The 23,054-nt window shown below is 35.1% G+C and carries 20 protein-coding genes; 11 read left to right on the forward strand and 9 right to left on the reverse strand.

Going from position 1 to position 23,054, the window contains the following annotated elements:
- Positions 1–45 precede the first annotated feature (45 nt).
- Both DPQ31_RS04125 and DPQ31_RS04130 read right to left on the reverse strand, forming a co-directional pair.
- Positions 46–486: a hypothetical protein gene (locus tag DPQ31_RS04125; protein ID WP_000642358.1), complete on the reverse strand. Its 441-nt coding sequence runs from the start codon at positions 484–486 to the stop codon at positions 46–48.
- Between the two features lie 142 nt (positions 487–628).
- A complete protein-coding gene (locus DPQ31_RS04130; protein WP_208731567.1) occupies positions 629–1,996 on the reverse strand; it encodes an LCP family protein in 1,368 nt (455 codons plus the stop codon).
- 248 nt (positions 1,997–2,244) lie between these two features.
- Between DPQ31_RS04130 and DPQ31_RS04135 the strand changes: the two genes are divergently transcribed.
- Positions 2,245–3,309, forward strand: a complete 1,065-nt coding sequence (locus DPQ31_RS04135; RefSeq protein ID WP_315969887.1) for a YhdH/YhfP family quinone oxidoreductase — start codon at positions 2,245–2,247, stop codon at positions 3,307–3,309.
- Positions 3,310–3,342: 33 nt separating this feature from the next.
- Here DPQ31_RS04135 and DPQ31_RS04140 read toward each other — a convergent pair whose 3' ends face one another.
- Positions 3,343–4,998 carry a Na/Pi cotransporter family protein gene (locus DPQ31_RS04140; RefSeq protein WP_000456282.1) on the reverse strand — a complete coding sequence of 552 codons (1,656 nt, stop codon included), beginning with the start codon at positions 4,996–4,998 and terminating at the stop codon, positions 3,343–3,345.
- Positions 4,999–5,360: 362 nt separating this feature from the next.
- Positions 5,361–6,563 carry an MFS transporter gene (locus DPQ31_RS04145; protein ID WP_000503250.1) on the reverse strand — a complete coding sequence of 401 codons (1,203 nt, stop codon included), beginning with the start codon at positions 6,561–6,563 and terminating at the stop codon, positions 5,361–5,363.
- A gap of 473 nt (positions 6,564–7,036) precedes the next feature.
- On the opposite strand from DPQ31_RS04145, the gene DPQ31_RS04150 reads away from it, so the two are divergent.
- The 7 genes from DPQ31_RS04150 (at position 7,037) to DPQ31_RS04180 (ending at position 13,590) form a co-directional block, all read left to right on the forward strand.
- Complete coding sequence (locus tag DPQ31_RS04150) at positions 7,037–8,125, forward strand: DUF871 domain-containing protein (protein WP_001253372.1); 1,089 nt, start codon at positions 7,037–7,039, stop codon at positions 8,123–8,125.
- 76 nt (positions 8,126–8,201) lie between these two features.
- Entirely contained in the window at positions 8,202–10,142 is a 1,941-nt protein-coding gene (locus tag DPQ31_RS04155; protein ID WP_000169807.1) for a BglG family transcription antiterminator, read from the forward strand.
- 109 nt (positions 10,143–10,251) lie between these two features.
- On the forward strand, positions 10,252–10,572 hold the full coding sequence (locus DPQ31_RS04160) for a PTS lactose/cellobiose transporter subunit IIA (RefSeq protein WP_000131325.1): 321 nt from the start codon (positions 10,252–10,254) through the stop codon (positions 10,570–10,572).
- A 1-nt stretch (position 10,573) separates the two neighbouring features.
- Positions 10,574–10,879, forward strand: a complete 306-nt coding sequence (locus DPQ31_RS04165; RefSeq protein WP_000275635.1) for a PTS sugar transporter subunit IIB — start codon at positions 10,574–10,576, stop codon at positions 10,877–10,879.
- A 71-nt stretch (positions 10,880–10,950) separates the two neighbouring features.
- Positions 10,951–12,261, forward strand: a complete 1,311-nt coding sequence (locus DPQ31_RS04170) for a PTS sugar transporter subunit IIC (protein ID WP_001013063.1) — start codon at positions 10,951–10,953, stop codon at positions 12,259–12,261.
- Positions 12,237–12,515 carry a hypothetical protein gene (locus DPQ31_RS04175; RefSeq protein WP_208731569.1) on the forward strand — a complete coding sequence of 93 codons (279 nt, stop codon included), beginning with the start codon at positions 12,237–12,239 and terminating at the stop codon, positions 12,513–12,515. The genes DPQ31_RS04170 and DPQ31_RS04175 overlap by 25 nt, the downstream gene beginning before the upstream one ends.
- Complete coding sequence (locus DPQ31_RS04180) at positions 12,505–13,590, forward strand: DUF871 domain-containing protein (protein ID WP_000440066.1); 1,086 nt, start codon at positions 12,505–12,507, stop codon at positions 13,588–13,590. The genes DPQ31_RS04175 and DPQ31_RS04180 overlap by 11 nt, the downstream gene beginning before the upstream one ends.
- A 279-nt stretch (positions 13,591–13,869) precedes the next feature.
- Here the strand turns inward: DPQ31_RS04180 and entC are convergent, their stop codons facing one another.
- The 4 genes from entC to DPQ31_RS04200 form a co-directional block, all read right to left on the reverse strand.
- Positions 13,870–15,243, reverse strand: coding sequence for a cell wall-binding protein EntC (entC, locus tag DPQ31_RS04185; protein ID WP_106081031.1), 1,374 nt, complete (start codon positions 15,241–15,243; stop codon positions 13,870–13,872).
- A 458-nt stretch (positions 15,244–15,701) separates the two neighbouring features.
- Positions 15,702–16,877 (reverse strand): ABC transporter permease, encoded by a 1,176-nt coding sequence (locus tag DPQ31_RS04190; protein ID WP_001097724.1) that lies wholly within the window; start codon positions 16,875–16,877, stop codon positions 15,702–15,704.
- Positions 16,878–16,879: 2 nt separating this feature from the next.
- Positions 16,880–17,554, reverse strand: a complete 675-nt coding sequence (locus DPQ31_RS04195; protein ID WP_000609098.1) for an ABC transporter ATP-binding protein — start codon at positions 17,552–17,554, stop codon at positions 16,880–16,882.
- Entirely contained in the window at positions 17,551–18,657 is a 1,107-nt protein-coding gene (locus DPQ31_RS04200; RefSeq protein ID WP_000728794.1) for an efflux RND transporter periplasmic adaptor subunit, read from the reverse strand. The genes DPQ31_RS04195 and DPQ31_RS04200 overlap by 4 nt, the downstream gene beginning before the upstream one ends.
- Before the next feature lie 211 nt (positions 18,658–18,868).
- Between DPQ31_RS04200 and DPQ31_RS04205 the strand changes: the two genes are divergently transcribed.
- From DPQ31_RS04205 to DPQ31_RS04215, 3 genes are all read left to right on the forward strand, one after another.
- A complete protein-coding gene (locus tag DPQ31_RS04205; RefSeq protein ID WP_000451311.1) occupies positions 18,869–19,603 on the forward strand; it encodes a YwaF family protein in 735 nt (244 codons plus the stop codon).
- A gap of 87 nt (positions 19,604–19,690) precedes the next feature.
- Positions 19,691–20,557 carry an ABC transporter permease subunit gene (locus DPQ31_RS04210; RefSeq protein ID WP_016107871.1) on the forward strand — a complete coding sequence of 289 codons (867 nt, stop codon included), beginning with the start codon at positions 19,691–19,693 and terminating at the stop codon, positions 20,555–20,557.
- A gap of 1 nt (position 20,558) precedes the next feature.
- Positions 20,559–21,569: an ABC transporter permease gene (locus tag DPQ31_RS04215; protein ID WP_208731570.1), complete on the forward strand. Its 1,011-nt coding sequence runs from the start codon at positions 20,559–20,561 to the stop codon at positions 21,567–21,569.
- Positions 21,570–21,612: 43 nt separating this feature from the next.
- Here the strand turns inward: DPQ31_RS04215 and brnQ2 are convergent, their stop codons facing one another.
- A complete protein-coding gene (brnQ2, locus tag DPQ31_RS04220; RefSeq protein ID WP_208731571.1) occupies positions 21,613–22,929 on the reverse strand; it encodes a branched-chain amino acid transport system II carrier protein BrnQ2 in 1,317 nt (438 codons plus the stop codon).
- Between the last annotated feature and the right edge of the window lie 125 nt (positions 22,930–23,054).

Genomic DNA, 23,054 nt, shown 5'->3' on the forward strand with positions numbered 1-23,054 from the left:
CTTTTGTTTTGTGGGTAGTAAAACGTCACTGATTATAGTTTTACTTTATGCCCAAATAACTTTCATTAAGTTTTTATATTCGTCGTTCGCTAATTTATACAGCATTCTCGTATGCTCAAAAACAAGTGCCGGATTAAAGTTTGGTTCTGAGAATGCAAGAGATGTTGAAATATCAATTGCATTTTGCTTATTTAGTGTGAATTTTGCAAATCGGTAAGATGTGTTTAATTCATTGATGACATGTAAAATGTCATTTGTTGATGTTTCGTCAGGTACGTGAGCAACATTGAAGCAGTATATATCCACAGTCGGATTTTCATTTTCGAAAGCAGCGATAAGTTGAATTTTTGCGCCAGCTTCTGTTTCTAATCCTACTGAAAAATGCACCGAACCATCATTTTCATCTATATTTTCTTCCATGTATATATCGTTGGATTTTAAGTAGTCTTTAAAATCTGAAATGTTATGTTTTACTGCAGCTTTCATATGTATGAGCCCCCTGATAATTGGAATAGATTACTATTATTTATTATAATTTAAAAATATTAAAAAAGATAGTTGGAAAGTTCTGATTTTTTATGTTTAAAAAAAGAAGCCGCACTCTACCTCCATAGAGTACGGTTTCTTTTTATTCATTGTTATTAGATGATGTTTTTATATCTTCATTGTTATTATCATTATGGTTGTTGTTACTTGACTCACGTTTGTTTGTATTTTCAGAGTCAGTGTCTTTTATTCTCTCAGAGTCAGTGTCTTTTATTCTCTCAGAGTTAGTGTCTTTTATTCTCTCAGAGTTAGTGTCTTTTGTTCTCTCAGAGTTAGTGTCTTTTGTTCTCTCAGAGTCAGTGTCTTTTGTTCTCTCAGAGTTAGTGTCTTTTGTTCTCTCAGAGTTAGTGTCTTTCGTTTTCTCTGAATCTGTTTTTTTCGAATCAAAGTCAGTTTTTGTATAGGCAGGTAATCCAAGGTGAGTACGAAGTTCGTTCGTAACATTTGCTAGTGCTTTTTTATCTGGATTGTAGTAATATGTTCGACCGCCACCAGCAGATTTGCTACATGTATCATCACCTTTTTCCATATAGCAGTCATCACCTTGAATTTGTAACTTTTCAACTGAAGAATCTGCGCCATATTTATAGAATGAAAGCATATCATCGAATGTTAAGTTTGTAACGAATTGTCCGTTAATATCATCAATGATGTTGCCAACTTTTGTTACAGATCCAACGTTTGTTATTTTCTTTAAAATAGCTTCAATAACGAGTTGTTGACGTTGCCCACGCATTGCATCACTATCGATGTGTCGCGTTCTAGCAAGAGCAAGAGCCTCTTCGCCATTTAACTTTTGGACACCTTTTTTCAGGTGAATTGCATCGGCATTATCATTACTATCTTGTTCTGAAAATTCAACAGGTACATCGACTTCAATGCCGCCTAAATCATCGACAATTTTTATAAATGATTTAAAGTTAAATTTTACAAAGTAATCGACAGGAACATTCATTAATCTTTCAACTGCATCGATACTTGCTTGTGGTCCACCCTTTTTACCGTTTTTAGCAGAACCGAATGCATGAGCGTGTGTAATTTTATCTTTTTTCTTTTCTACTGGAATGTAAGTATATGTGTCACGTGGAATACTTAATAGTTTAACAGTTTTGCTGTCTTTATTAAAAGTTGCAAGCAACAGCGCATCTGTTCTTATAGCTTCACCATATTCTTTTCCTCGGACATCGCTTTCATCAACACCCATTATTAAGACAGAGACATTGTTCGTAATAGGTTTTACAGCTTTATCACGTAAATCAGATTTATCACCGCGTGCTAAATCATGTGCGGCATTTCGAACAGCAGAAGATGCTTTATTTACTAAAAACCACGTATAACCGCCTCCTACTATTAAAAAGAATAGAATGACGCTTATAATAATTTTTGTTTTTTTCTTACTTTTTTTCGGTTTATTGCGTGTATTTTCTTGCAAAGATGGGTTTTGCTCCATTTCTTGTACTCCTTCATTTGGATTGAAATACGACACTCACATCCACTTATTATAATGAAATTTGACGAAAAAAAACATTACAAATCATTTACATTTCGTAAAAATTCAATTTATTTATAAAAAGTCAGATTTTCTATATGTTATTTTTCAGATGTAGGATAAGTATATGTTTTTTTAGTAGAAATGAAAATATATATTGTGAGAAAGTGAGAGAGAAGTAAGATTTGTTGAAATATAGCCAATAAGAAATTGGTAGTACTACTTATTTCTTCTATATAATAAAGAAGAATTTTACGGATGAAGGAGAGAGCATAATGGGTCATACATCATTCCGAGCAATCGTCGTGAAAGAAAAAGAAAATAATCAATTTGAAAGAAAGCTTGTCGAGAGAGAAATCAATCGTTTACCTGAAGGAGATGTGCTAATACGAGTTCATTACTCTTCATTAAATTATAAAGATGCGCTTTCAGCTACTGGTAATAAAGGTGTAACGAGAATATATCCTCATACGCCAGGAATCGATGCTGCAGGAGAAGTTGTGAGTAGTGAAGATGGTTCCTTTAAGGTAGGGGATCAAGTTATTGTAACGGGGTATGATTTAGGTATGAATACGTCTGGTGGATTCGGAGAATATATTCGCGTGCCATCATCTTGGATTGTTTCTTTACCAGAAGGAATGTCTTTGAAGGAAAGTATGATGTATGGGACAGCTGGTTTTACAGCTGCACTATCGGTATATAAGCTCATTGGAGCAGGAATTATGCCTAATATGGGAGATGTTTTAGTAACGGGTGCTACGGGCGGTGTAGGTAGTGTAGCGGTTAGTATTTTAAGTAAGTTAGGATATAACGTAGTCGGAGCAACAGGGAAATTGGAAGAAGAAGAGATGTTACTACGTTTAGGAGCAAAGAAGGTAATTCAGCGTGAAGAGTTGAGTGATGAATCAGGAAGGCCAATGCTTAAAGGAATATACGCCGGGGTTATCGATACTGTGGGCGGAAAGATGTTAGAAACAGCATTGAAATTGGTACGATATGCCGGTTGTGTAACGACATGTGGTAATGTGGCAGGGCATGAATTACACACAACAGTATATCCGTTTATTTTGCGAGGTATTAGCCTTGTAGGAATAGATTCCGTACAATGTCCAGTAGATATGAGAAGAGAAGTGTGGGCATTGTTAGCGACAGAGTGGAAAAACTTAGAACTATTATCTTATACAGAAGAATGTACATTAGAAAAATTAGATGAGAAGTTTTCGCTCATATTGCAAGGAAAGTTAAAAGGAAGAACAGTTGTAAATATGAAATAAAAAAGAGACGCTAACTTGAGCGTCTCTTTCCTATTATAATGATTGTTTTAGATTGATTTTTCCTTGTTCACCTAAAACACCGTCAGCGATATTTACAGCGTGATCACCGATACGCTCTAAGTTACTTACCATGTCAACGAAGATGATGCTTGCATCGCCTGAACAGCTGCGTTCGTTTAGACGTATTACGTGACGTTTGCGAAGAACACGTTCCATTTGGTCGATTTTACGTTCTTTTGCAATAACAGTTTGAGCTAGTTCAGTGTCAAAGTTTGTTAAAGCATTGATTGCATCTTGTAATGTTGAAATTGTTAATTCAAGCATTTCATTTAATTCAGTTAGTGCGTCGTCTGATAGTGAAACGCGGTTTGAAATTTGGAAATCTACAAGTTCTACAAGGTTTTCTACATGATCACCGACACGTTCAATATCTCCAACAACACCAGCTAAAACAGAATGCTTCTCAGAATCTGCTGATGAAAGTGGTTTTTCTGATAGTAAAACTAAATACTCGGTAATTTTTTTATCTAAATTGTTAATAGCTCCTTCTAATTGAGTAGCCATATTAGCGTGTTTTTTGTCTTGTGTATTTAAAAACTGGTTTGCTTCTTTTAATCCATCTAATGAAAACTCCGCCATACGGATAATCTCTTTTTGAGCTTCTGTTAAAGCAATAGCTGGAGATTGTTCAATAAAGATTGGATTTAAATGTTGCGGTTTGAAGTTAATAGATGCATCTTCACCACGAATAATTTTTGTTACAATCCAGGCTAATACTGCAATGAATGGGAACTGAATGATTGTATTCGTTACGTTAAATGTTCCATGTGCAAATGCAATTGTCATTTCTGGATTCAAGTTTAATGACGTTTGGAAATATTGAATTAAATTTGTAAATGGTATCAATATAATCGTAAAGATAATGGTACCGATAATATTAAAGATAACATGAACTAATGCTGCACGTCTTGCTGCAATTGAAGTACCGATTGCTGCTAATACAGCTGTAATTGTCGTACCGATGTTATCACCGAATAATACAGGAAGGGCAGCTTGTAAATCGATTGCACCTTGACCGAATAATTCTTGTAAAATACCGATTGTTGCGCTTGAGCTTTGTACAATTAAAGTGAAGACTGTACCGACAATAATTCCTAAAATTGGATTATCACTCATGCTAATCATTAAATCTTGGAATGCCTCTAATGAACGAAGAGGTTTCATACCTGCGCTCATTAATTCTAAACCGAAGAATAACATACCAAAACCGAATACAACTTGACCTACAGAATGTACTTTTTTATTTTTAAAGAAGAATAGTAAAATCGCTCCAACTGCCATAACTGGGAGAGCGTATTCTCCGATTTTAATCCCGATAATAAATGCAGTAACTGTCGTACCGATGTTCGCACCCATAATAACACCAATTGCTTGTCTTAATGTCATAAATCCGGCACTTACAAGTCCAACTGTTAAAGCGGTTGTTCCTGAACTTGATTGAATTAATACAGTAACTAACATACCTGCTAGTACACCCATAAGTGGGTTCGTTGTAAAACGATCTAAAATATCGCGAAGACGATCTCCAGCTGCTTGTTGCAGTCCATCGCCCATGTATTTAATCCCGAATAAGAAAATACCTAATCCACCAATGAATTGGAAGATCATTTCTTGAACATTATATTCCACGCATTCCACTCCTTAAATTTCATGTACGATGTAATTATTAACTAAACCTTGAGGCACTGTAAACGGTTTGCTAGTAAAATTTACACTAAATTTACAAAGAGGTGAAAAGTTTACAATCCTTTAAAGAAACAGCTGTATTTTAATGGTTTTCGTCTTTTGTAAATAGTGTTTTTGTAAAGAAATCACACTTTTTAGAATAGTATTATTCAATTGTATATCAAAGAAATCTTCTACAAGTTCATTGTATATTTTTTGATGATAGTTAAAAAAATATGTAGGGAAATGCATGTAGTTTTATAAAGCCAACATGGGGTTTAATATTTATTAAGTAGTCTTTTTTTGCAAGAAAAAAAGCCGCTAAATTATCCAGCAGCTTTTTCTGTATTTTTATCTCCGTGCTTTTGTTTTCTTATACTTGTAATGTAAATGAACAGAAAAGCAATAAGTAATAGGGAAGAATAACGATATACAGTCGCATAGTTTGTAAAATGTGCAATGAATCCGAAAATAATCGCTCCCGCACCAATTCCAAGGTCAAATGCTGAGAAGAATGTAGCTGTTGCGACTCCTCGTCGGTGCGGTGCTACTCGGTCGATCATCCATGCTTGTAGCGCAGGCTGAATCGCTCCGAAACCACTTCCATAACAGGCTGCCGCAATAATTAAGCTCGGAATTGTCGTTGTATACGACAATAAAATAATACCTGCGAACGTTATAATAACCCCTGGAATGATGACGAATGTATGGCCTTTCGCATCATATAACTTTCCGGAAAATGGACGAGTTACAGCGATTGCTAGCGCGTTACATAAAAAGAAGAGACTAATATCAGCAATGCCAACTTCGGTAGCAAATAGTGTGATAAAGCTGCCGATTCCTCCGTACATTAATGTAATACATAATATTAATAATGAAGGAAGTAAAGCTTTGCGCTCAATAAATCCATCGAGAAAAGTACCAGATGATTGTTTTGGTGGTTGTTTCGTTTTTTGGATTTGAAGTAGTTTCGTTAAAATTAATGAAACGATTGTGCATGAAAGTGCACATAAAAAAAGAACGTTGAAATTATATGCTTGCATAAGCCATAGTCCGATTAGTGGGCCGAGAGCCATTGCAATGGTTCCAGAAAGTCCGAAATATCCCATGCCTTCTCCGCGGCGAGCTGCTGGAATTAAATCAGAAACGACAGTTCCATATGTAGTCGTTGTAATACCGAAGCCAGCTCCGTGTAAAATACGAACGGCAAGCAAGAGAAAAATGGTAGAGGCGAAAAGGTAACTGCCCATAGCGAGTAAACAAATAGCAGTACCGATCATTAAAATGATTTTTTTATTAAATTTCTGTAAGGCGTTTCCAGTTAGCGGTCTAACAAAAAGTGCCGCAACGGTAAACATACCGACGACCAATCCGATATTTGAACTTGTGCCACCGATTTCTTTCACATAAACAGGTAAAGTTGGAATTAACATTTGAAACCCTAAAAACATACATAAGTTTGCAAAAATTAAAGCAACAAACTCTTTTGTCCATAACGGTTCTCGTTTTACGAGTATTGCCTCTCCCATATATTCATCCCCTATATACATTTTTTCCGCTATTTGCGGACAGTAAAATTCCCACCTCAAAATCTGGCTGGAGCAAAGAAGTTAGGTGGAAGCCCTGCTGCCCGCAAACGCCCGATTGGTGAAGGCTAATAATCGGTGGGGGATGAACAAAACCCCCCACTGATTAAAGTTTCACTTTATCTCTTTTCTTTTGAGTATATGTATTGGTCAATGTAGCAGTCAAGGAAGGTGTCTTGAAAGCGGATAACAATTTTTAAAATGAAAAACTGACAAATTTGTGTAAACGCTACACAACTATGAAAAAAAGATGTAAAGTATAGATGTATAGACTTGTAGTTGTTATGAATGATAGAAATTGTTTTTTCTTTAAAGAAAGCGGATTCAAAAGGTAGTGAATGAGAAGGGGATATATACTTTTTTACTACATATATTTGAAAAGGTTTACAAAACAATGAAGAAAGAGGCGTGTACATATGAGACGATTAGGTATTTCTATTTATCCAGAACATTCAACGGTAGAGAAAGATAAGGAATATGTAACATTAGCAAGTAAATACGGATTTACACGTGTGTTCACATGTTTACTATCTGTGGATGGAGAAAAAGAGAAAATTATTGAAGAATTTAAAGAAACGATCTCTCATGCGAATGCATTAGGGTTCCAAGTATTAGTTGATATTAGTCCATCTGTTTTTGAACAATTAGGTATTTCGTATAATGATTTATCATTCTTCCATGAATTAGGTGCGTACGGTATTCGTTTAGATGTTGGTTTCTCAGGATTAGAAGAATCAATTATGACTTATAATCCGTATGGTTTGAAAATTGAGATTAATATGAGTAATGGTACGAAGTATGTAGATAACATTATGAGTCATAGACCAAACCGTGAGAATTTAATTGGCTGTCATAATTTTTATCCGCACCGCTATTCGGGGTTATCATACGATCATTTCATTACATGCTCGAAACAATTTAAAGATTACGGCATGAGAACAGCTGCATTTATTTCATCATTTGATGCAACATACGGACCTTGGCCAGTAACAGAAGGTTTATGTACGTTAGAAGAGCATCGTGAATTACCGATGACAACGCAAGCGAAGCATTTATTTGCGACAGAATTAATTGATGATGTTATTATTGCGAACGCTTATGCTTCAGAAGAAGAATTACAAGCACTAGGTGCGTTAAATAAAGAGAAACAAACATTTGATATAGAACTATACGATACAACGACAAATTTAGAAAGAATTATCGTATTAGAAGAACCTCATTTTTATCGCGGGGATGTATCTGAATATATGATTCGTTCTACACAAAGTCGTGTGAAATATAAAAAAGAAGAGTTTAAACCTCATAATACGCGTGAAATTAAGCGTGGCGATCTTTTAATTGATAATGAGCAATATGGCCAGTATAAAGGTGAATTACAAATTGCATTAAAAGATATGGTGAATACAGGAAAAACAAATGTAGTTGGTCGAATTATAGAAGAAGAGATTTTCTTACTAGATTATTTACATGCTTGGGATAAATTCGGATTTACATTAAAGAAATAGAGAGAATATAAAGGGGAAAAACTACTGATTTCAGCAGCTTTTCCCCCTTTATATATAAAGAGCGAGAGGAAGAGCTATGACAAAGGTGCATCAGCGATTAATTTCTATTTTAGAGGAGTTTTTAGAAGAGAAATCGATGTTAAATCGAGCTTTTTTAGCGAACCGATTACATGTATCAACGAAGACGATTCAAAAAGATATAAAATTATTAAATGATATATTGGAAGAAAACGGAGCGAAAATCGAATCGCAAAGAGGGACTGGATATGAACTAGAAATTATACAAACGAAGATATTTGAAGAGTTTTGTGTGAGTCTATTTCAAAAACAGACGGAAAAGATCCCAACTTCTTATGAAGAAAGAGTTGCGTATATTTTACAACGTGTTTTAACGACAGAAGGATATGTGAAGCTTTCGCAGTTAGCAGAAGAAATTTACGTGAGTAAATCAACTGTAAATTTAATTATGAAAGATGTTACAGATATATGCGGTCGCTATACATTGCAAATTGAAAAGAGACCGTATTATGGTATACGTATTGTGGGAGAGGAATTTAATATTCGTTCTTGTTTATCACAATATGGTTTACCACGTTATGAACATACTCCGTTTCATGAGCAATTTGAGCAGACGGATACATATGTATCGTTACCTCATATATCACTCATTCGTTCAATTATATTAAAGTATATTGAGGGTGGAACAATATATTTATCTGATATAGAAATTGATAATCTAGTTATTCATATTGCAATCGCATTAAAGCGTTGTCAAAGTCAACATTATATGACAGGACTGCATGTGGAGCAATCAGAACTTATAATAAAGAAAGAATATACAATTGCGAAGCAGATTTTAGGAGATTTAGAGAAAGAGTTAAAACTTTTATTTCCAGAAGAAGAAGTATTATATGTGACAGTGCATTTGTTAAGTACTGCTGTTACAGCGAGAGATCGCTATGAAAATGTAGAAGAGCTATTAGGAAAAGATATATATGCATTTATGCAACATATTCTTTTTAAAGTAGCGGAAGAACGGAATCTTATTTTTTATTATGATGAAGAATTATTATTTGGATTTGGTGTTCATTTAAAAACGTTATTAAATCGTTTGAAGTATAAGTTAAATACGAGAAATCCTCTTTTGGCAGAAGTGAAAAAGAATTATCCGTATGCTTTTGAAATTGCGGTTCTCGTTGGAGATATAATTGGTGAATATACGGGTGAATCGATCCCTGAAAGTGAAATTGGTTATATTGCTATTCATTTCGGCGGAGCGATGAGCCGTTTGCAGGAGCAGAATCAAAAGAAAAGATGTTTACTAGTTTGTGCGACTGGTCAAGGGAGTGCACAACTATTAAAATATAAAATTTTATCACAGTTTCGAGATAAATTAGAGATTGTAGGTATTACAGGTTATTATCAATTGAAAGTAGAAGACCTTTATAAAGACAAAATAGATTGTATTATTAGTACGATTCATATACCGAGTGGTTTGCCTGTTCCAGTTATAAAAGTGAACTCAATATTTGATGATAAAGAGATTAAATCGATTGGTCAGCAATTGTTTACGCATGTGAATAATAGTGTGCAGCAATATATAAAAGAAGATTTAATCTTTTTAAATCGTAGTGCTTCTACGAAAGAAGAAGTTATTCAATTTTTATGTGAGAAAGCCGCTGAGAAAAACTATGTGCCAGAAAATTTTTATGCTTCTGTTATGGAAAGAGAAAATACATCTCCGACAGCGGTTGGAAATTTAGTGGCGATTCCGCATCCGATGCAGTTATTAAGTGAGGAAACATTTTTGATATTTTGTACACTTGATAAGGCTGTTGAGTGGGGAGATAAAAAAGTACAATTGATTATTTTATTTAGTGTGAAGCGCAATAATAATGAAGATTTGCAACGGCTTTATGATTTTTTATATGATATTATGTCTAATCAGAATACGATAGAGAAATTAACTCAGGCTGAATTAATTGAAGGTTTTCAAGAGATTTTATTATCGTATTGAAAAAGTATATAAAAACTTCCGTTACATAACGGAAGTTTTTTATGTTTAATTGTATGCGTTTTCATAATAAGATGAACATATAGAAAAACAAAGCTTGGGGGAAGTTAAAATGACTGATATGCAAACTCCATTTGCGTTAATTTTACATGGTGGCAACGCGAGAAGCGCGGCGCTTGAAGCAATCGCTTTTGCAAGACAAGGAGATTTTGAGAATGCGAGTGAAAAGATGGAACTTGCTAGTGAAGAAATTTCAGCAGCTCATCGTATTCAGACGGATTTAATTCAAGAGGAAGCAAGAGGAAATCATGCAGAAATAAGTTTACTGTTAGTGCATGCACAAGATCATTTAATGAATGCAATTACAGTGAAAGAACTTGCTGAAGAATTTATCGCTCTTCATAAACGTGTGGAAGAGAAAGTGACAGTATAATATGTATATTTTATTATGTTGTGCTGCAGGTATGTCAACGAGTATGGTTGTAAGAAAAATGCAAGAAGAGGCGAAGAAACAAGGGAAGGATTATAAAATTAAGGCAGTTGATTCAGAACTTGTGAAGCTTGAAATTAAGGAAGCAGATGTCGTTTTAATTGGTCCGCAAGTGAAATATTTATTTCCGGCCGTAGCGTTTCTTGCAAAGTCATACGATATACCAGTTGCTATTATAAACCAACGAGATTATGGCATGTGTGACGGTTTGAAAGTACTTAAGCAGGCAGAAGAATTAGTTTTAGCGTAATTATATTTTTTTAAACATAAACATTATAATGTTATAACTTTTAGTTATATTGAACAAAGGGAGGGCTATTGATGAATGGGTTTATGAGTTTTATGGAACAGAAGATTATGCCAACAACGCAAAAGATTGCAGGACAGCGACATTTATTAGCAATTCGAAACGGGGTTATTTCTACATTACCATTAACGATCGTCGGATCATTTTTCGTTATCTTTTTAAACTTACCAATTGATGCATATATGGAGTGGATTGCACCGTTTCGTCATATTTTAGATATTCCATTCCGATTTACAGTAGGCTTAATGGCATTATACGCAGCTTTTGGGGTAGGGGCTTCGCTCGCTAATTTTTATCAGCTCAATCAATTAAGCGCAGGGTTACTCTCTGTACTCGCCTTTTTATTAGCATCAGTTGAACCAATTCAAATTACGAAAGCTGTACCAGGTGTTATTGATGCGGGTAGATACATTTCAGTAGGAACATTAAGTGCCACGTCTTTATTCGGCGCAATTGTTACTGCATTAATTGCAGTAGAAATTTATCATTTTATGATTAAGCATAATATTTCGATTAAATTACCAGAAAGTGTACCTCCAGCAGTTGCAAACTCGTTTGCAGCATTAATTCCAACTCTAGTAGTTATTCTTTTATTCTGGGGTATTCGTTACGGTTTAAAATTTGATGTAAATACAACGATCACATATTTAATCGCACCATTAAAGTCAGTATTAGTAGGAAACAATTTATTCGGCGGTTTATTAACAGTATTTTTAATCGTGTTCTTCTGGTCATTCGGTATTCATGGCCCAGCGATTTTAGGACCAATCATTCGTCCGATGTGGGATTCAGCAATTCTTGAAAATATGGAAGTGTTCACAGCTACAGGAAATGCACATCAGTTACCAAACTTATTTACAGAGCAATTTATTCAATGGTTCGTATGGATTGGTGGGTCGGGTTCAACGTTAGCTTTAGTCATTATGTTTATGTTCTCTAAATCTAAGTTCTTAAAAGAGTTAGGTAGATTATCATTCGTGCCAGGTTTATTCAATATTAACGAGCCAATTATTTTCGGGGCACCGATTGTAATGAACCCAATCTTAATTATTCCGTTCGTTATTACACCGTTAGTTACAACGACGGTATCATATTTCGCAGTTGTTTCAGGTATGATTCCACTTATGATGGCGAAGTTGCCATTTACGATGTTAGCGCCAATTGCAGCAGTGATTAGTACGGACTGGACAATTATGGCTGGCGTACTTGTAATTATTAACTTTGTAATCTCATTTATTATTTACTATCCATTCTTCAAAATGTATGAGAAACAACAAATAGCAGGAGAGGAGAAAACAGAATGCTCGGAGCAATTATCATCTTAATTACATTTGTGATCGGACAATGCATTGCTCATTATTCGAAATGGGTACAAAGTAAATCTTTATTAGTTTTACTACTCGTATCAGTTTTGTTTATCGGTTGTTCAATGGGTGCATATGTAATGCTAAGCTTACAATCACCTTACGTAATTATTATACCGACCATTTTATGTGCAACATGTTTATCTGCAAAATATAGATTTACGGGCATGGCATTAATACAACGTGTGAAGGAGATGCAAAAGCATGGAGCGTAAATTAGGAATTTCACTTTATCCAGAGCATTCAACGAAAGAAAAAGATATGGCTTATATTTCCGCAGCGGCACGACACGGTTTTTCAAGAATATTTACTTGTTTGTTATCTGTGAATCGTCCAAAAGAAGAAATTGTAGCTGAATTTAAAGAGATTATTAATCACGCAAAAGATAACAATATGGAAGTTATTTTAGATGTAGCTCCAGCTGTGTTTGATCAGCTTGGTATTAGTTATAGCAATCTATCATTTTTCGCAGAATTAGGCGCAGATGGTATTCGTTTAGATGTAGGCTTTGACGGGTTAACGGAAGCGAAAATGACGAATAATCCGTACGGTTTAAAAATTGAGTTAAATGTAAGTAACGATATTGCGTACTTAGAAAATATTCTTTCGCATCAAGCGAATAAATCAGCTTTAATCGGTTGCCATAATTTTTATCCACAAAAGTTTACTGGTCTTCCGTACGATTATTTCATTCGATGTAGTGAACGTTTTAAAAAGCACGGTATTCGCAGTGCAGCCTTTATTACATCAAATGCCGCAAACATCGGTCCATGGGATATTAACGACGGTTTATGTACGTTAGAAGAGCATCGTAATTTACCAATTGAAGTACAAGCGAAGCATTTATGGGCAACAGGGCTAATTGATGATGTCATTATCGGAAATGCTTATGCGAGTGAAGAAGAGTTAGAGAAATTAGGAAACTTAAATCGTTACATGCTGCAGCTGAAGGTACACTTTGTAGACGAAGCAACGGAAGTAGAGAAGAAAGCGACGCTGCAAGAATTACACGTAAGACGCGGCGACATAACAGAATATATGGTACGTTCTACAGAAGTGCGTAAAAAGTACAAAGACTATGACTTCCCGGTGCGCGAAAGTGTGCTACAGGAAAGAGGGCAAGTTGTAATTGGTAATAACTCATTCGGAAAGTACAAAGGTGAACTGCAAATCATCTTGAAAGAGATGCCGATAGATGAACGAAAAAATATTGTCGGTACAATTGCGGAAGAGGAGTTATTCTTACTAGATTATGTAGGGGCTTGGACGCAGTTTACTTGTGTGGAATAGGGAAGATAGGGGGCGTTCTAAATTTTGGAACGCCTTTTTAATAGTAAAGTGCTTTTAATGTGAAAGTTTGTCGATAAATCGATATCTCTTGTCGAATCGTTGATATATTATAAGTTACGATAGATATATTCGAAAAATCGTTGATATATTGTAGGTTACGATAGATATATTTGAAAAATCGTTGATATAATTTCATTTACTGTGACATTTTTCAGTAGTTTAATAGAGTAAAAAAAAGAGTCAGCCTCAACAATGAGACTGACTCTTTTTTTATAGTAATTAGTTTAAAATTTTCACTGTAACTGTTTTACGTCCCCAGTTACTTGAAGTGCCTTTATCTGGCATTAAAACGTCGATTTTATTTCCTTTAATAGCTCCACCAGTATCACCAGCGATTGCTACTCCGTAACCTTCAACCCATACTTTTGAACCTAATGGAATGACACTTGGATCAACTGCAATTAGTTTCATGTTTGGATTAGCTGTTAAGTTGTGGCCTAAAGCTGATTTTACTTGGTCGCCTGCTTTATAACCATTTTCAAGTGGATCTGCTGTATAAGCTGTTGCTACAACACGTAACTCACGAGAAGATGATGGTGTGCTTGTTTCAGTTTCTTTTGCAACAGGTTGTTGTGTAGCTGGTTTTTGAGCTTTAGCCGCTTCACGAGCTTTAGCTGCCTCTTGAGCTTTAGCCGCTTCACGAGCTTCAGCATCTGCCTGAGCTTTAGCTTCTTCACGAGCCTTAGCCGCTGCCTCTGCTTTAGCTTCTGCTTGAGCTTCAGCTGCTGCCTGAGCTTTAGCTTCTTCACGAGCTTTAGCTGCTTCCTCTGCTTTAGCTTCTGCTTGAGCTTCAGCATCTGCCTGAGCTTTAGCTTCTGCTTGAGCCTTAGCTTCTTCACGAGCTTTAGCTGCTTCCTGAGCTTTAACTTCTGCTTGAGCTTCAGCTACTTCACGAGCTTTAGTTGCTTCCTCTGCTTTAGCTTTTGCTTGAGTTTCAGCTACTTCACCAGCTTTAACTGCTTCACGAACTTTAGCTGTGTCTTGAACTTTAATTGCTTTTTCAACTTTAACTGCTGGTTGAACCTTAACTGGTGCTTTACCTGTTAAGTAAGGAACATGAACATAAGCTGTTTTTCCGTTATATTCAAATTGAATCCAGTCATTTTGCACTTCGTGTGTTGTTTCGATTACATCATCTTGTTTCAACTTACCAAGAATTTCTGAGTCTGTGTTTGCTCCAGCACGTACGTTTAATACGTTTGCTGTTACGTAGTAAGTATCTTTCGTATAGTCAGCGCTTATGAAAGCTTCTTTACCGCTATTCAATTTAACTTTTGACCATCCGTTTTCTGTATGTAAAACATTTACTTTATATCCATCTAATAATTTTCCTACAACTTTTGATTCAGTAGTTGGGTTTTCTCGTACGTTTAGTACGTCAGTCGTTACGATTGTTTCTGCTTTAGCAGATGTTGTGAAAATCCCAAGACCAAAAACCGCTGCTGTTGCTATACCCATAAATTTTTTCATAATAGCCTCCATTGCATTTGTTTTCGTTGACCTCATTATAGCAACCATTATTTTCTTATTTGCGAAAAACATAAAATTACAAAGCTTTCGTAACGGGGCATTAATATTCTGTAATAATTCCATAAATAACCTGATAGCGCTTCCTTATTGTTTTTTGGAGGATTAGAGCGTGTGAAACATAAAATGAGTGGTATTTCAATTTCTATAACGTTAATAGTATTACAGTAATGTTTCTAATTGTTTTCTGAAGTATTACAAAAATGGTGTGTTTTACTGTCGAAACGAAAATTTAGTTATAAAATAATAATATTTTTGACTGTGGAAATATATAAATGAGGTGAAATTTAATGAAATATCGATAGAATTGTTACAAAATAAGTCGATGCATGGAAAAAATTACGCCTTGTATTTTGTCTATTACATATTATTTTTGCAATAATAGGATTCGATAATAGCCCGAGTATCTATAAAGAATGAAGAGTATTAGAAAGATAGTTGTAACGTGAAACATATATAATAGAAGAAACACAATTTGATAGGTAAATAAAAAACGTAGGAGTGTACACTCCTACGTTTTTTATTTACTCATATCGTAAACATTCAATTGGATCAAGTTTTGCAGCTTTGTTAGCTGGTAGTAGTCCGAATGCAATACCGATTAGCATTGAAATACCTACTGAAAGAAGTCCAAGTTCTTTTGAGATAACAAGTGGCCATCCGGCAAAGATTGAGACGATCCAAGCGAAGAAAATACCGAGCATGAATCCGATAAAACCACCTAGTCCTGTTAAAATACAAGATTCGATTAAGAATTGCGTTAATACTTTACCGCGTGTTGCACCAAGTGCTTTACGAATACCAATCTCACGTGTACGTTCTGTTACAGATACAAGCATGATGTTCATTACACCGATACCACCAACAAGTAATGAAATAGCAGCGATACCACCGAATACCATTTTCATCATACCTATTGATTCATCTAGTTGCTTCGTAAATTCACCCATATCTTGAGCTTCAAATTTATGCTCAAATTTAGGAGCTTTCATATCGTTTAAAACAGAAGCGGCTTGTTTTTCTACACTTTTACGTTCTGCTGGTGAAGTTAATATTAATCTTACAGAGTCATACTCAGTTACTCCTGAGATTACAGGAGCGTTTTCAAGTGATGTATAACCTTCTGACATAGCCATTCCGAAATCATTTTTCGTTTCATACACACCGACTACTTTATATGGCTTTCCTTTTATGTCAGTGTATAAATTTGATTCCCAGCCGTTAAATAATTTATTGAAAGCTTCTTCATTTAAAATAACAGCAGGAATCGCTTGCTTTAATTCACTATCATTTAATTCACGACCGTGAACTAATTTTATTTTCGCATCTGTCATGAAGGCGCCTGTTCCACCTCTTAAATCAAGAGAGACATCTTTTGAACCAGAAGATGCTTTTACTTTCATACTTACATCTGGATAAACATCTTTAACGCCTGGCACAGTTTGAAGACGTTTTAACATATCAGCTGTAATTTTGGCACTATCAGTTCCGTAATCAGGGTTGTTGTAGTAAATCGTTACTTCTGTATCTTTTCCTTGGCCTAATTCTTTTTTAAACTTTGCATTTGTACCATCACCCATTGAAATGATAGTAATAATGGCGCTAATACCAATAATAATACCTAGCATTGTTAATATAGAACGCATTTTATGAGCAAAGATAGAGGAAAGGGCCATGCGTATATTTTCACTCGTGTTCAAAATTAACCTCTCCAATCTTGGACGATATTTCCGTCACGAATTACAATTTGACGTGCTGCAGCTTCCCCGATTTCACGATCATGGGTAATCATAATGATTGTTGAGCCTTGTTTGTTTAATTCGTAAAAGAGGTCCATAATTTGTGTACTCGTTTTCGTATCAAGTGCACCCGTTGGTTCATCAGCTAAAATGAATTTTGGGTTATTTACAATTGCACGGGCAACGGCAACACGCTGCTTTTGACCACCGGATAATTCGTTCGGTAAGTGAGTAGCTCGATCTGCTAAACCAACTTTTGTTAAAGCGGCTAATGAGCGTTCACGTCTTTCTTTTTTATCGACTCCAGCGTAAATAAGAGGTAGTTCTACATTTTGAAGTGCTGTAAGTCTCGGTAATAACATGAAGTTTTGAAATACGAACCCGATCTCTTTATTACGAACGCGTGCAAGTTCGGTTTCAGACATGTTTGAAATATTTTGTCCCGCTAATTCATACGCACCTGTCGTTGGTTTATCTAAGCAACCGATAATGTTCATTAAAGTTGATTTACCAGAACCAGAAGGTCCCATTATAGAAGTGAATTCTCCTTGGTTTAGTGTTACGTCAATTCCGTGTAATATTTGAACGGACTCTGCACCATTTTGGAAGGATTTCGTGATGCCTTTTAAGTTAATCACTGGGCGACAACCTCCATACCATCTTTTAAGTCTTTTTCAGGTTTAGAGATAATTTGCTCTCCTTTTTTTACTCCAGAAACTTTTGCTTCGCTATCTGTCTCGAATTCAACAGTAATCGCTTGTTCTTTCGCTTTACCATCTTTTACAACGAAGACAACATTTTTGTCACCTTTTTTCACGATGCTGCTTTTCGGAACAATTGTACCAGTTGCTTCGCCAGATTTACTTGTTACGTAAACGTGGAAGCCGTTTTGTAATTCTTCACTATTATCTAATGTGACAGTGAATTGATAGTTAGAAACAGTTTTATTTTCGTCCATGCTCTTTAATGGTGTAGAACCAATTTCCGTTACTTTTCCTGTCCAAGTCTTACCAGCGACCGTTTTTGATGAAACAGTTACTTCTTGCCCAACTTTCATACTAGCAAGCTCATATTCAGAAAGTTGACCTTTTACTTTAAATTGACCAGCATGACGAAGAGTAATGCCACTCATACCTGTTTTTTCATCAGCAGTTTTCACGATATCATCAATTACACCATCAACAGGACTTGTTACAGAAAGAGTGTTTACTTTCTCTTTTGCTGCTTTAATCATTTCATCAGATTTTTCAACTTCAAACTTTTTCATTTCAAGTTGTGATTCTAATTGTTGCACTTCGACTTCCGATGCTTTTAATGCTTCCTGAGGAAGACCTGCATTTTTATCTTTTTGTAATTTTTGTTTCGCTGCATCAATTTGTTTTTGGAACAATGTTACTTCTTTTTGTGCGATTTTCTTTTGCATTTCTGCTTCCGTTACACCTTGTTTAGCAGTAGGGTCATTATATTTAAACAGAAGCTGCCCTTTTTTCACTTCATCGCCTTTTTTAACCGCTAATTCATACGTGCCTTTTGTTGGATCAAATGAAATAGTTTCAATTCCGTTTGGAATAACTTCACCGCCAAATTTTTGCGCGTTTTCGATTTGTTTTTCTGTTACTTTATAACTGCTATATGCCATTGCAACATCTGAACCACCACCACCAGCAAATGCAAAGTATGATCCAGCTGCAATTCCGATTGCTACTACACTAGTAATTAACACTTTATTTTTCTTCTTCATCTATTTATCACCTTTTCGTTCGTTTTAGTATCTACATTAAGTATAGAAGAGGTGAAGAATCTGACAAATCGTTTTAGCTTACAATAACCTTACAGTTTTGTAAGGTATGAATATGTAAATGTAAGGTAGAGGTTGTCCTAGCTTAAGCAAATGAATTGACTCGTTGTTTCTTTCCTACAATAATATTGTAGGAAGGAGAGGAGGAAGGAAGATGGAAACTTATTTTAGTGCGCATCCATTAAAGCCATTTATTCCATACTCAAGGCAACATGCCATTATATTATTTATTATGTTGGTGGGGATCGTTTTTTTATATCAATACCAAGATGTATTACGTCAAATTGAGTGGAATATAACGGTTCGATATGCGATTGCATTTCTATTTATAGGAAGTGAAATTGGGCTTCATATGTGGGAATGGAAAGCCGGGATTTTTGACCTAGGCACTTCATTACCATTTGAGTTATGTACGATTAGTTTATTATTAGCGTCAATTATGATTGTAACGAAAAGTTATCGCATATATGAGATTGTGTTTTTCACAGGAATTATCGGTGCATCACAAGCCATTTTAACGCCAAACTTGCAGTATGCTTTTCCGCATTTTCGTTTCATTGAATATTTCATTGCGCATGTATTGCTCATTTGGGCACCGCTCTTTATGACCTGGGTAGAAGGGTATCGTCCGACAGTACAATCTATTAAACGCACAATGATATTTTTAAACATATTGATTCCAATTGTTTCGTTTGTGAATTACAAAACGGGTGGAAATTATATGTTTTTAGCTCATAAGCCAGAAACTGCCTCATTACTCGATATGTTAGGACCGCATCCTTACTACATTATTTCATTAGAACTCGCAGCGCTTATTGGATGTTTTATTGTGTATATGCCGTTTGCGAAAAGAGAAAAACATGTACATAAAGAATCACTAGGATCATAACCTAGTGATTTTTTATGTTTGAATATTTACAATTCAGAAAATTAAGAATAGAATTAAAGGGTAAATCATAGAGAGAGAAGGGGAAAAATGGTCAAAAAAGTATTTTTGAATGGGATGGAAGTGACGATTCAATTTCTTATTTCGATTTTGGGGATTATTATTTTAGGGGCTTTGCCGAAATTATTTTATGGATTTAAGGTGGATGTATCAAAGTACATACAGAGTTTAAAAGAAGTGTTTGTGAACTTAATGGATATTTCCAATTTGCAATATGTGAGAGGTAAATTTTTATTTCCACAGTTGTTCGCCCATTATAAAGAAACGATTATTATTTTTTTGGCTGCTTTTTTCATTTCATTATTTGTAGCATTTTGTATCGTTTATGTAATTATGAGTAGTTCACCGCGTATACAACATCGAATTAAATCATTTCTTATCTTCCTAGAATCCATTCCAGATATTCTTCTTATTTTAGTATCACAAATTTTAGTTGTATGGTTTTTTAAACAAACAGGTTTTTTACCTTTTAAAATTGCTTCAATTGGAGGCGAGTCGATTAGAGGATTGCCGATACTTTGTTTGAGCATCCCGACTACGATTATGTTTGTAAAAATGGTAGTGCTTCGTTTTGAAAATGAATTAGAAAAAGATTATGTACTATTTGCTAAGGCGAAAGGTTTGGGGCGTTTTCATATTTTAAATCGTCATATTTTACGAAATGTGTTGCTTAGTACACTTTTCTTTGCGAAAACGAATATCTTTTTTATGTTATCTAATTTATATATTATAGAATGGATTTTTAATACGGGTGGTATTTTCATGTTTTTAAAATCGTACGAAGGTATTAGGGTGGAGGTTTTCATCGTTAGTGTACTGCTTATTTATATTCCGATTTTTATTTTATTTAAATTGTTTCATTATCTCATTCCGGCTGCGATGAAGGAGAGATTATAATATGTGGACGTATATAAAACGTGATAAAAGATTTTGGATAAGCATTGGGTTTCTTTTCATATTAGTTCTTTTGAGCATCGGAAATACGTTATGGAATGATGGACACATTAGGCAAGTTACATTGCAATATGATGCGGATGAAAATCCACAAGTGCCACCGTTTTCACCTTCATTCCAATTTTTACTCGGGACAGATCGGAAAGGATACGACCTTTTACATTTAGTTATTGAAGGCGCGAAGTGGACGATTGGTATATCTATTTTAATTGCGGCACTTAGAATGGTAATAGGTGTGTTCTTTGGTGTTGTACTTGGAACATATGTAAGAAGAGGTTTTTCAAAGATTGAGGCTTTTTTTGATAGTTTCACAGTTATTCCAACAGTTATGATTGCGTATTTTTTTCTTCAATTTGCAAATCTATTTGGAAGCGGGGAGGAAACAACAAGCTTTTTTGAAAGGGCTTCGTTTCAAGTTGTATTACTTGTAATGCTTGTGATGCCAGTTATTGCACTGTATGTTGCGAAGGAAGTTCGTAAATTACAAACAGAAGAATTTGTTGATGCCGCGCGCATATTAGGTGGATCGAGAAGGCACATTGTTATAAGGCATCTTTTTCCGCATCTCTATATGACGTTTATACTTGTATTTCTTCAACAGTTTACTCAAACCTTGACCATTTTACTTCATTTAGGGTTACTTGAGGTGTTTTTTGGAGGGACAGTCCAGTTTGGTGGACCGATAGGGATAAAAGAAATAGACTCTTACACACATGAATGGTCAGGGTTAATAGGAGTCTATTTTAGATCATTAACAGTGCATCCGTGGATTCCTCTCGTCCCAATTACCTTTTTCGGGCTTACTATTTTTTCAGGAAATATGATTGTAAAAAGTATAGAAGAGGCGATGTTAAAAGTAAGGTTAGGCGGAGAGATAAAGAAGCCAGTTGTAGAAGAAGAACAATCTGTTGTGCAGTCAAAAGAAGAGTTATTTACTTTTAAACATACGATGTGAAAATAAAAAAAGAAGCAAGCATAATCAATGCTTGCTTCTTTTTTTATTTCGTAGAAACTTCACCTTCAGCTTCTGTTTGCGGAATAAAGTATCCGATTATACCACCGATAATTGCCGGAACAATCCAGCCGATTCCTAAGTTATAAAAAGGAATTGTGTGTACGATATTAGCGATAAAACTTGGAATCATTTCCACATTATCAAGTGCATGAATACAGCTAATAAGGAATGCAGCGATCATTGCTCCGATATAGACAGAAGGTTTACGGTTCGTATATTTATCAATAAATGATACGAAAATTAAAATGATTGTAATTGGATATAAAATAATTAATACAGGTAATGTAATTTTAATTAATAAGCTTAAGCCTAAGTTTGAAATGATGAAGCTAAATATACAAACGTATAGTACCAATTTCTTGTATGAAACATTCGTTAACACTGTTGCGAAATAGTTTGCGAATGCACTTACAACACCGATTGCAGTCGTTAAACAAGCGAAAATAATTGCGATACTTAATAAAACATTACCGCTTGTCCCAAAGAATTGATACATAATCGTAGCTAATAGCTGACCACCGTTTTCAAATTGTCCTAAGTTTCCGTTTGAAGCCCCGATATAACCGAGTAAGAAATAAACAATTGTTAAGAAAAGGGCAGCAATGCTTCCGCAAATAATTGTATATTTTGCGATGGATTTTTTATCTTGTATACCGTTTTGGCGAATTGCATTTACAACAATTGTTGATAATACGAGCGCCCCAATTGCATCTAACGTTAAAAACCCTTCAAGAAATCCTTTGAAAAATGGGATGTCTTTATAGTCACCGATAGGTTCTGTGAATGATCCTGGTGAAAGAATCGCTTTTGTTGCCATAATTGCAATAATTACAAGTAAAATTGGCGTTAATATTTTACCGATATGATCTACTAATTTGGATGGATTTAATGATAGGAAGTAAACGACTGTAAAGAAAATAGCGCTAAAAGCCAACATAGAATACCATTGATCTGGGAAAAGTGGTGCAATCCCAATTTCGTAAGATACAGATCCAGTTCGTGGAATAACAAATAGTGGGCCGATTGAAAGATAAATAATGATAGCGAATACTGCTGCGAATTTTGGATGAACACGGCTTGCTAAAGTGTTAAAACTACCACCGGCAAGGGCAACAGCGACGATAGCTAGTAAAGATAAACCGACGTCTGTAATAATAAATCCTGTAATGGAAACCCACATGTTCTCTCCGGAAGAAAGACCGAGAAGGGGCGGGAAAATCATATTACCAGCACCGAAGAAAACTGCGAATAGTAGTAAACTAATCGAAAGTATTTGCGCTGGTTTTAAAGTTGTACGCATATAAAGAAAATCCTCCTAATGAGTATTTTTGTCGAAAATTCAAATAATTTGTCGAGTAACTGTTATTATTTTAAAGGTCTGATGACTAGAAAGCAAGAGGGAATTTTATAAAAATTAAAAAATAA

The sequence above is a fragment of the Bacillus sp. COPE52 genome, assembly GCF_003355115.1.
In the GTDB taxonomy this organism is placed as follows: Bacteria; Bacillota; Bacilli; order Bacillales; family Bacillaceae_G; genus Bacillus_A; species Bacillus_A toyonensis.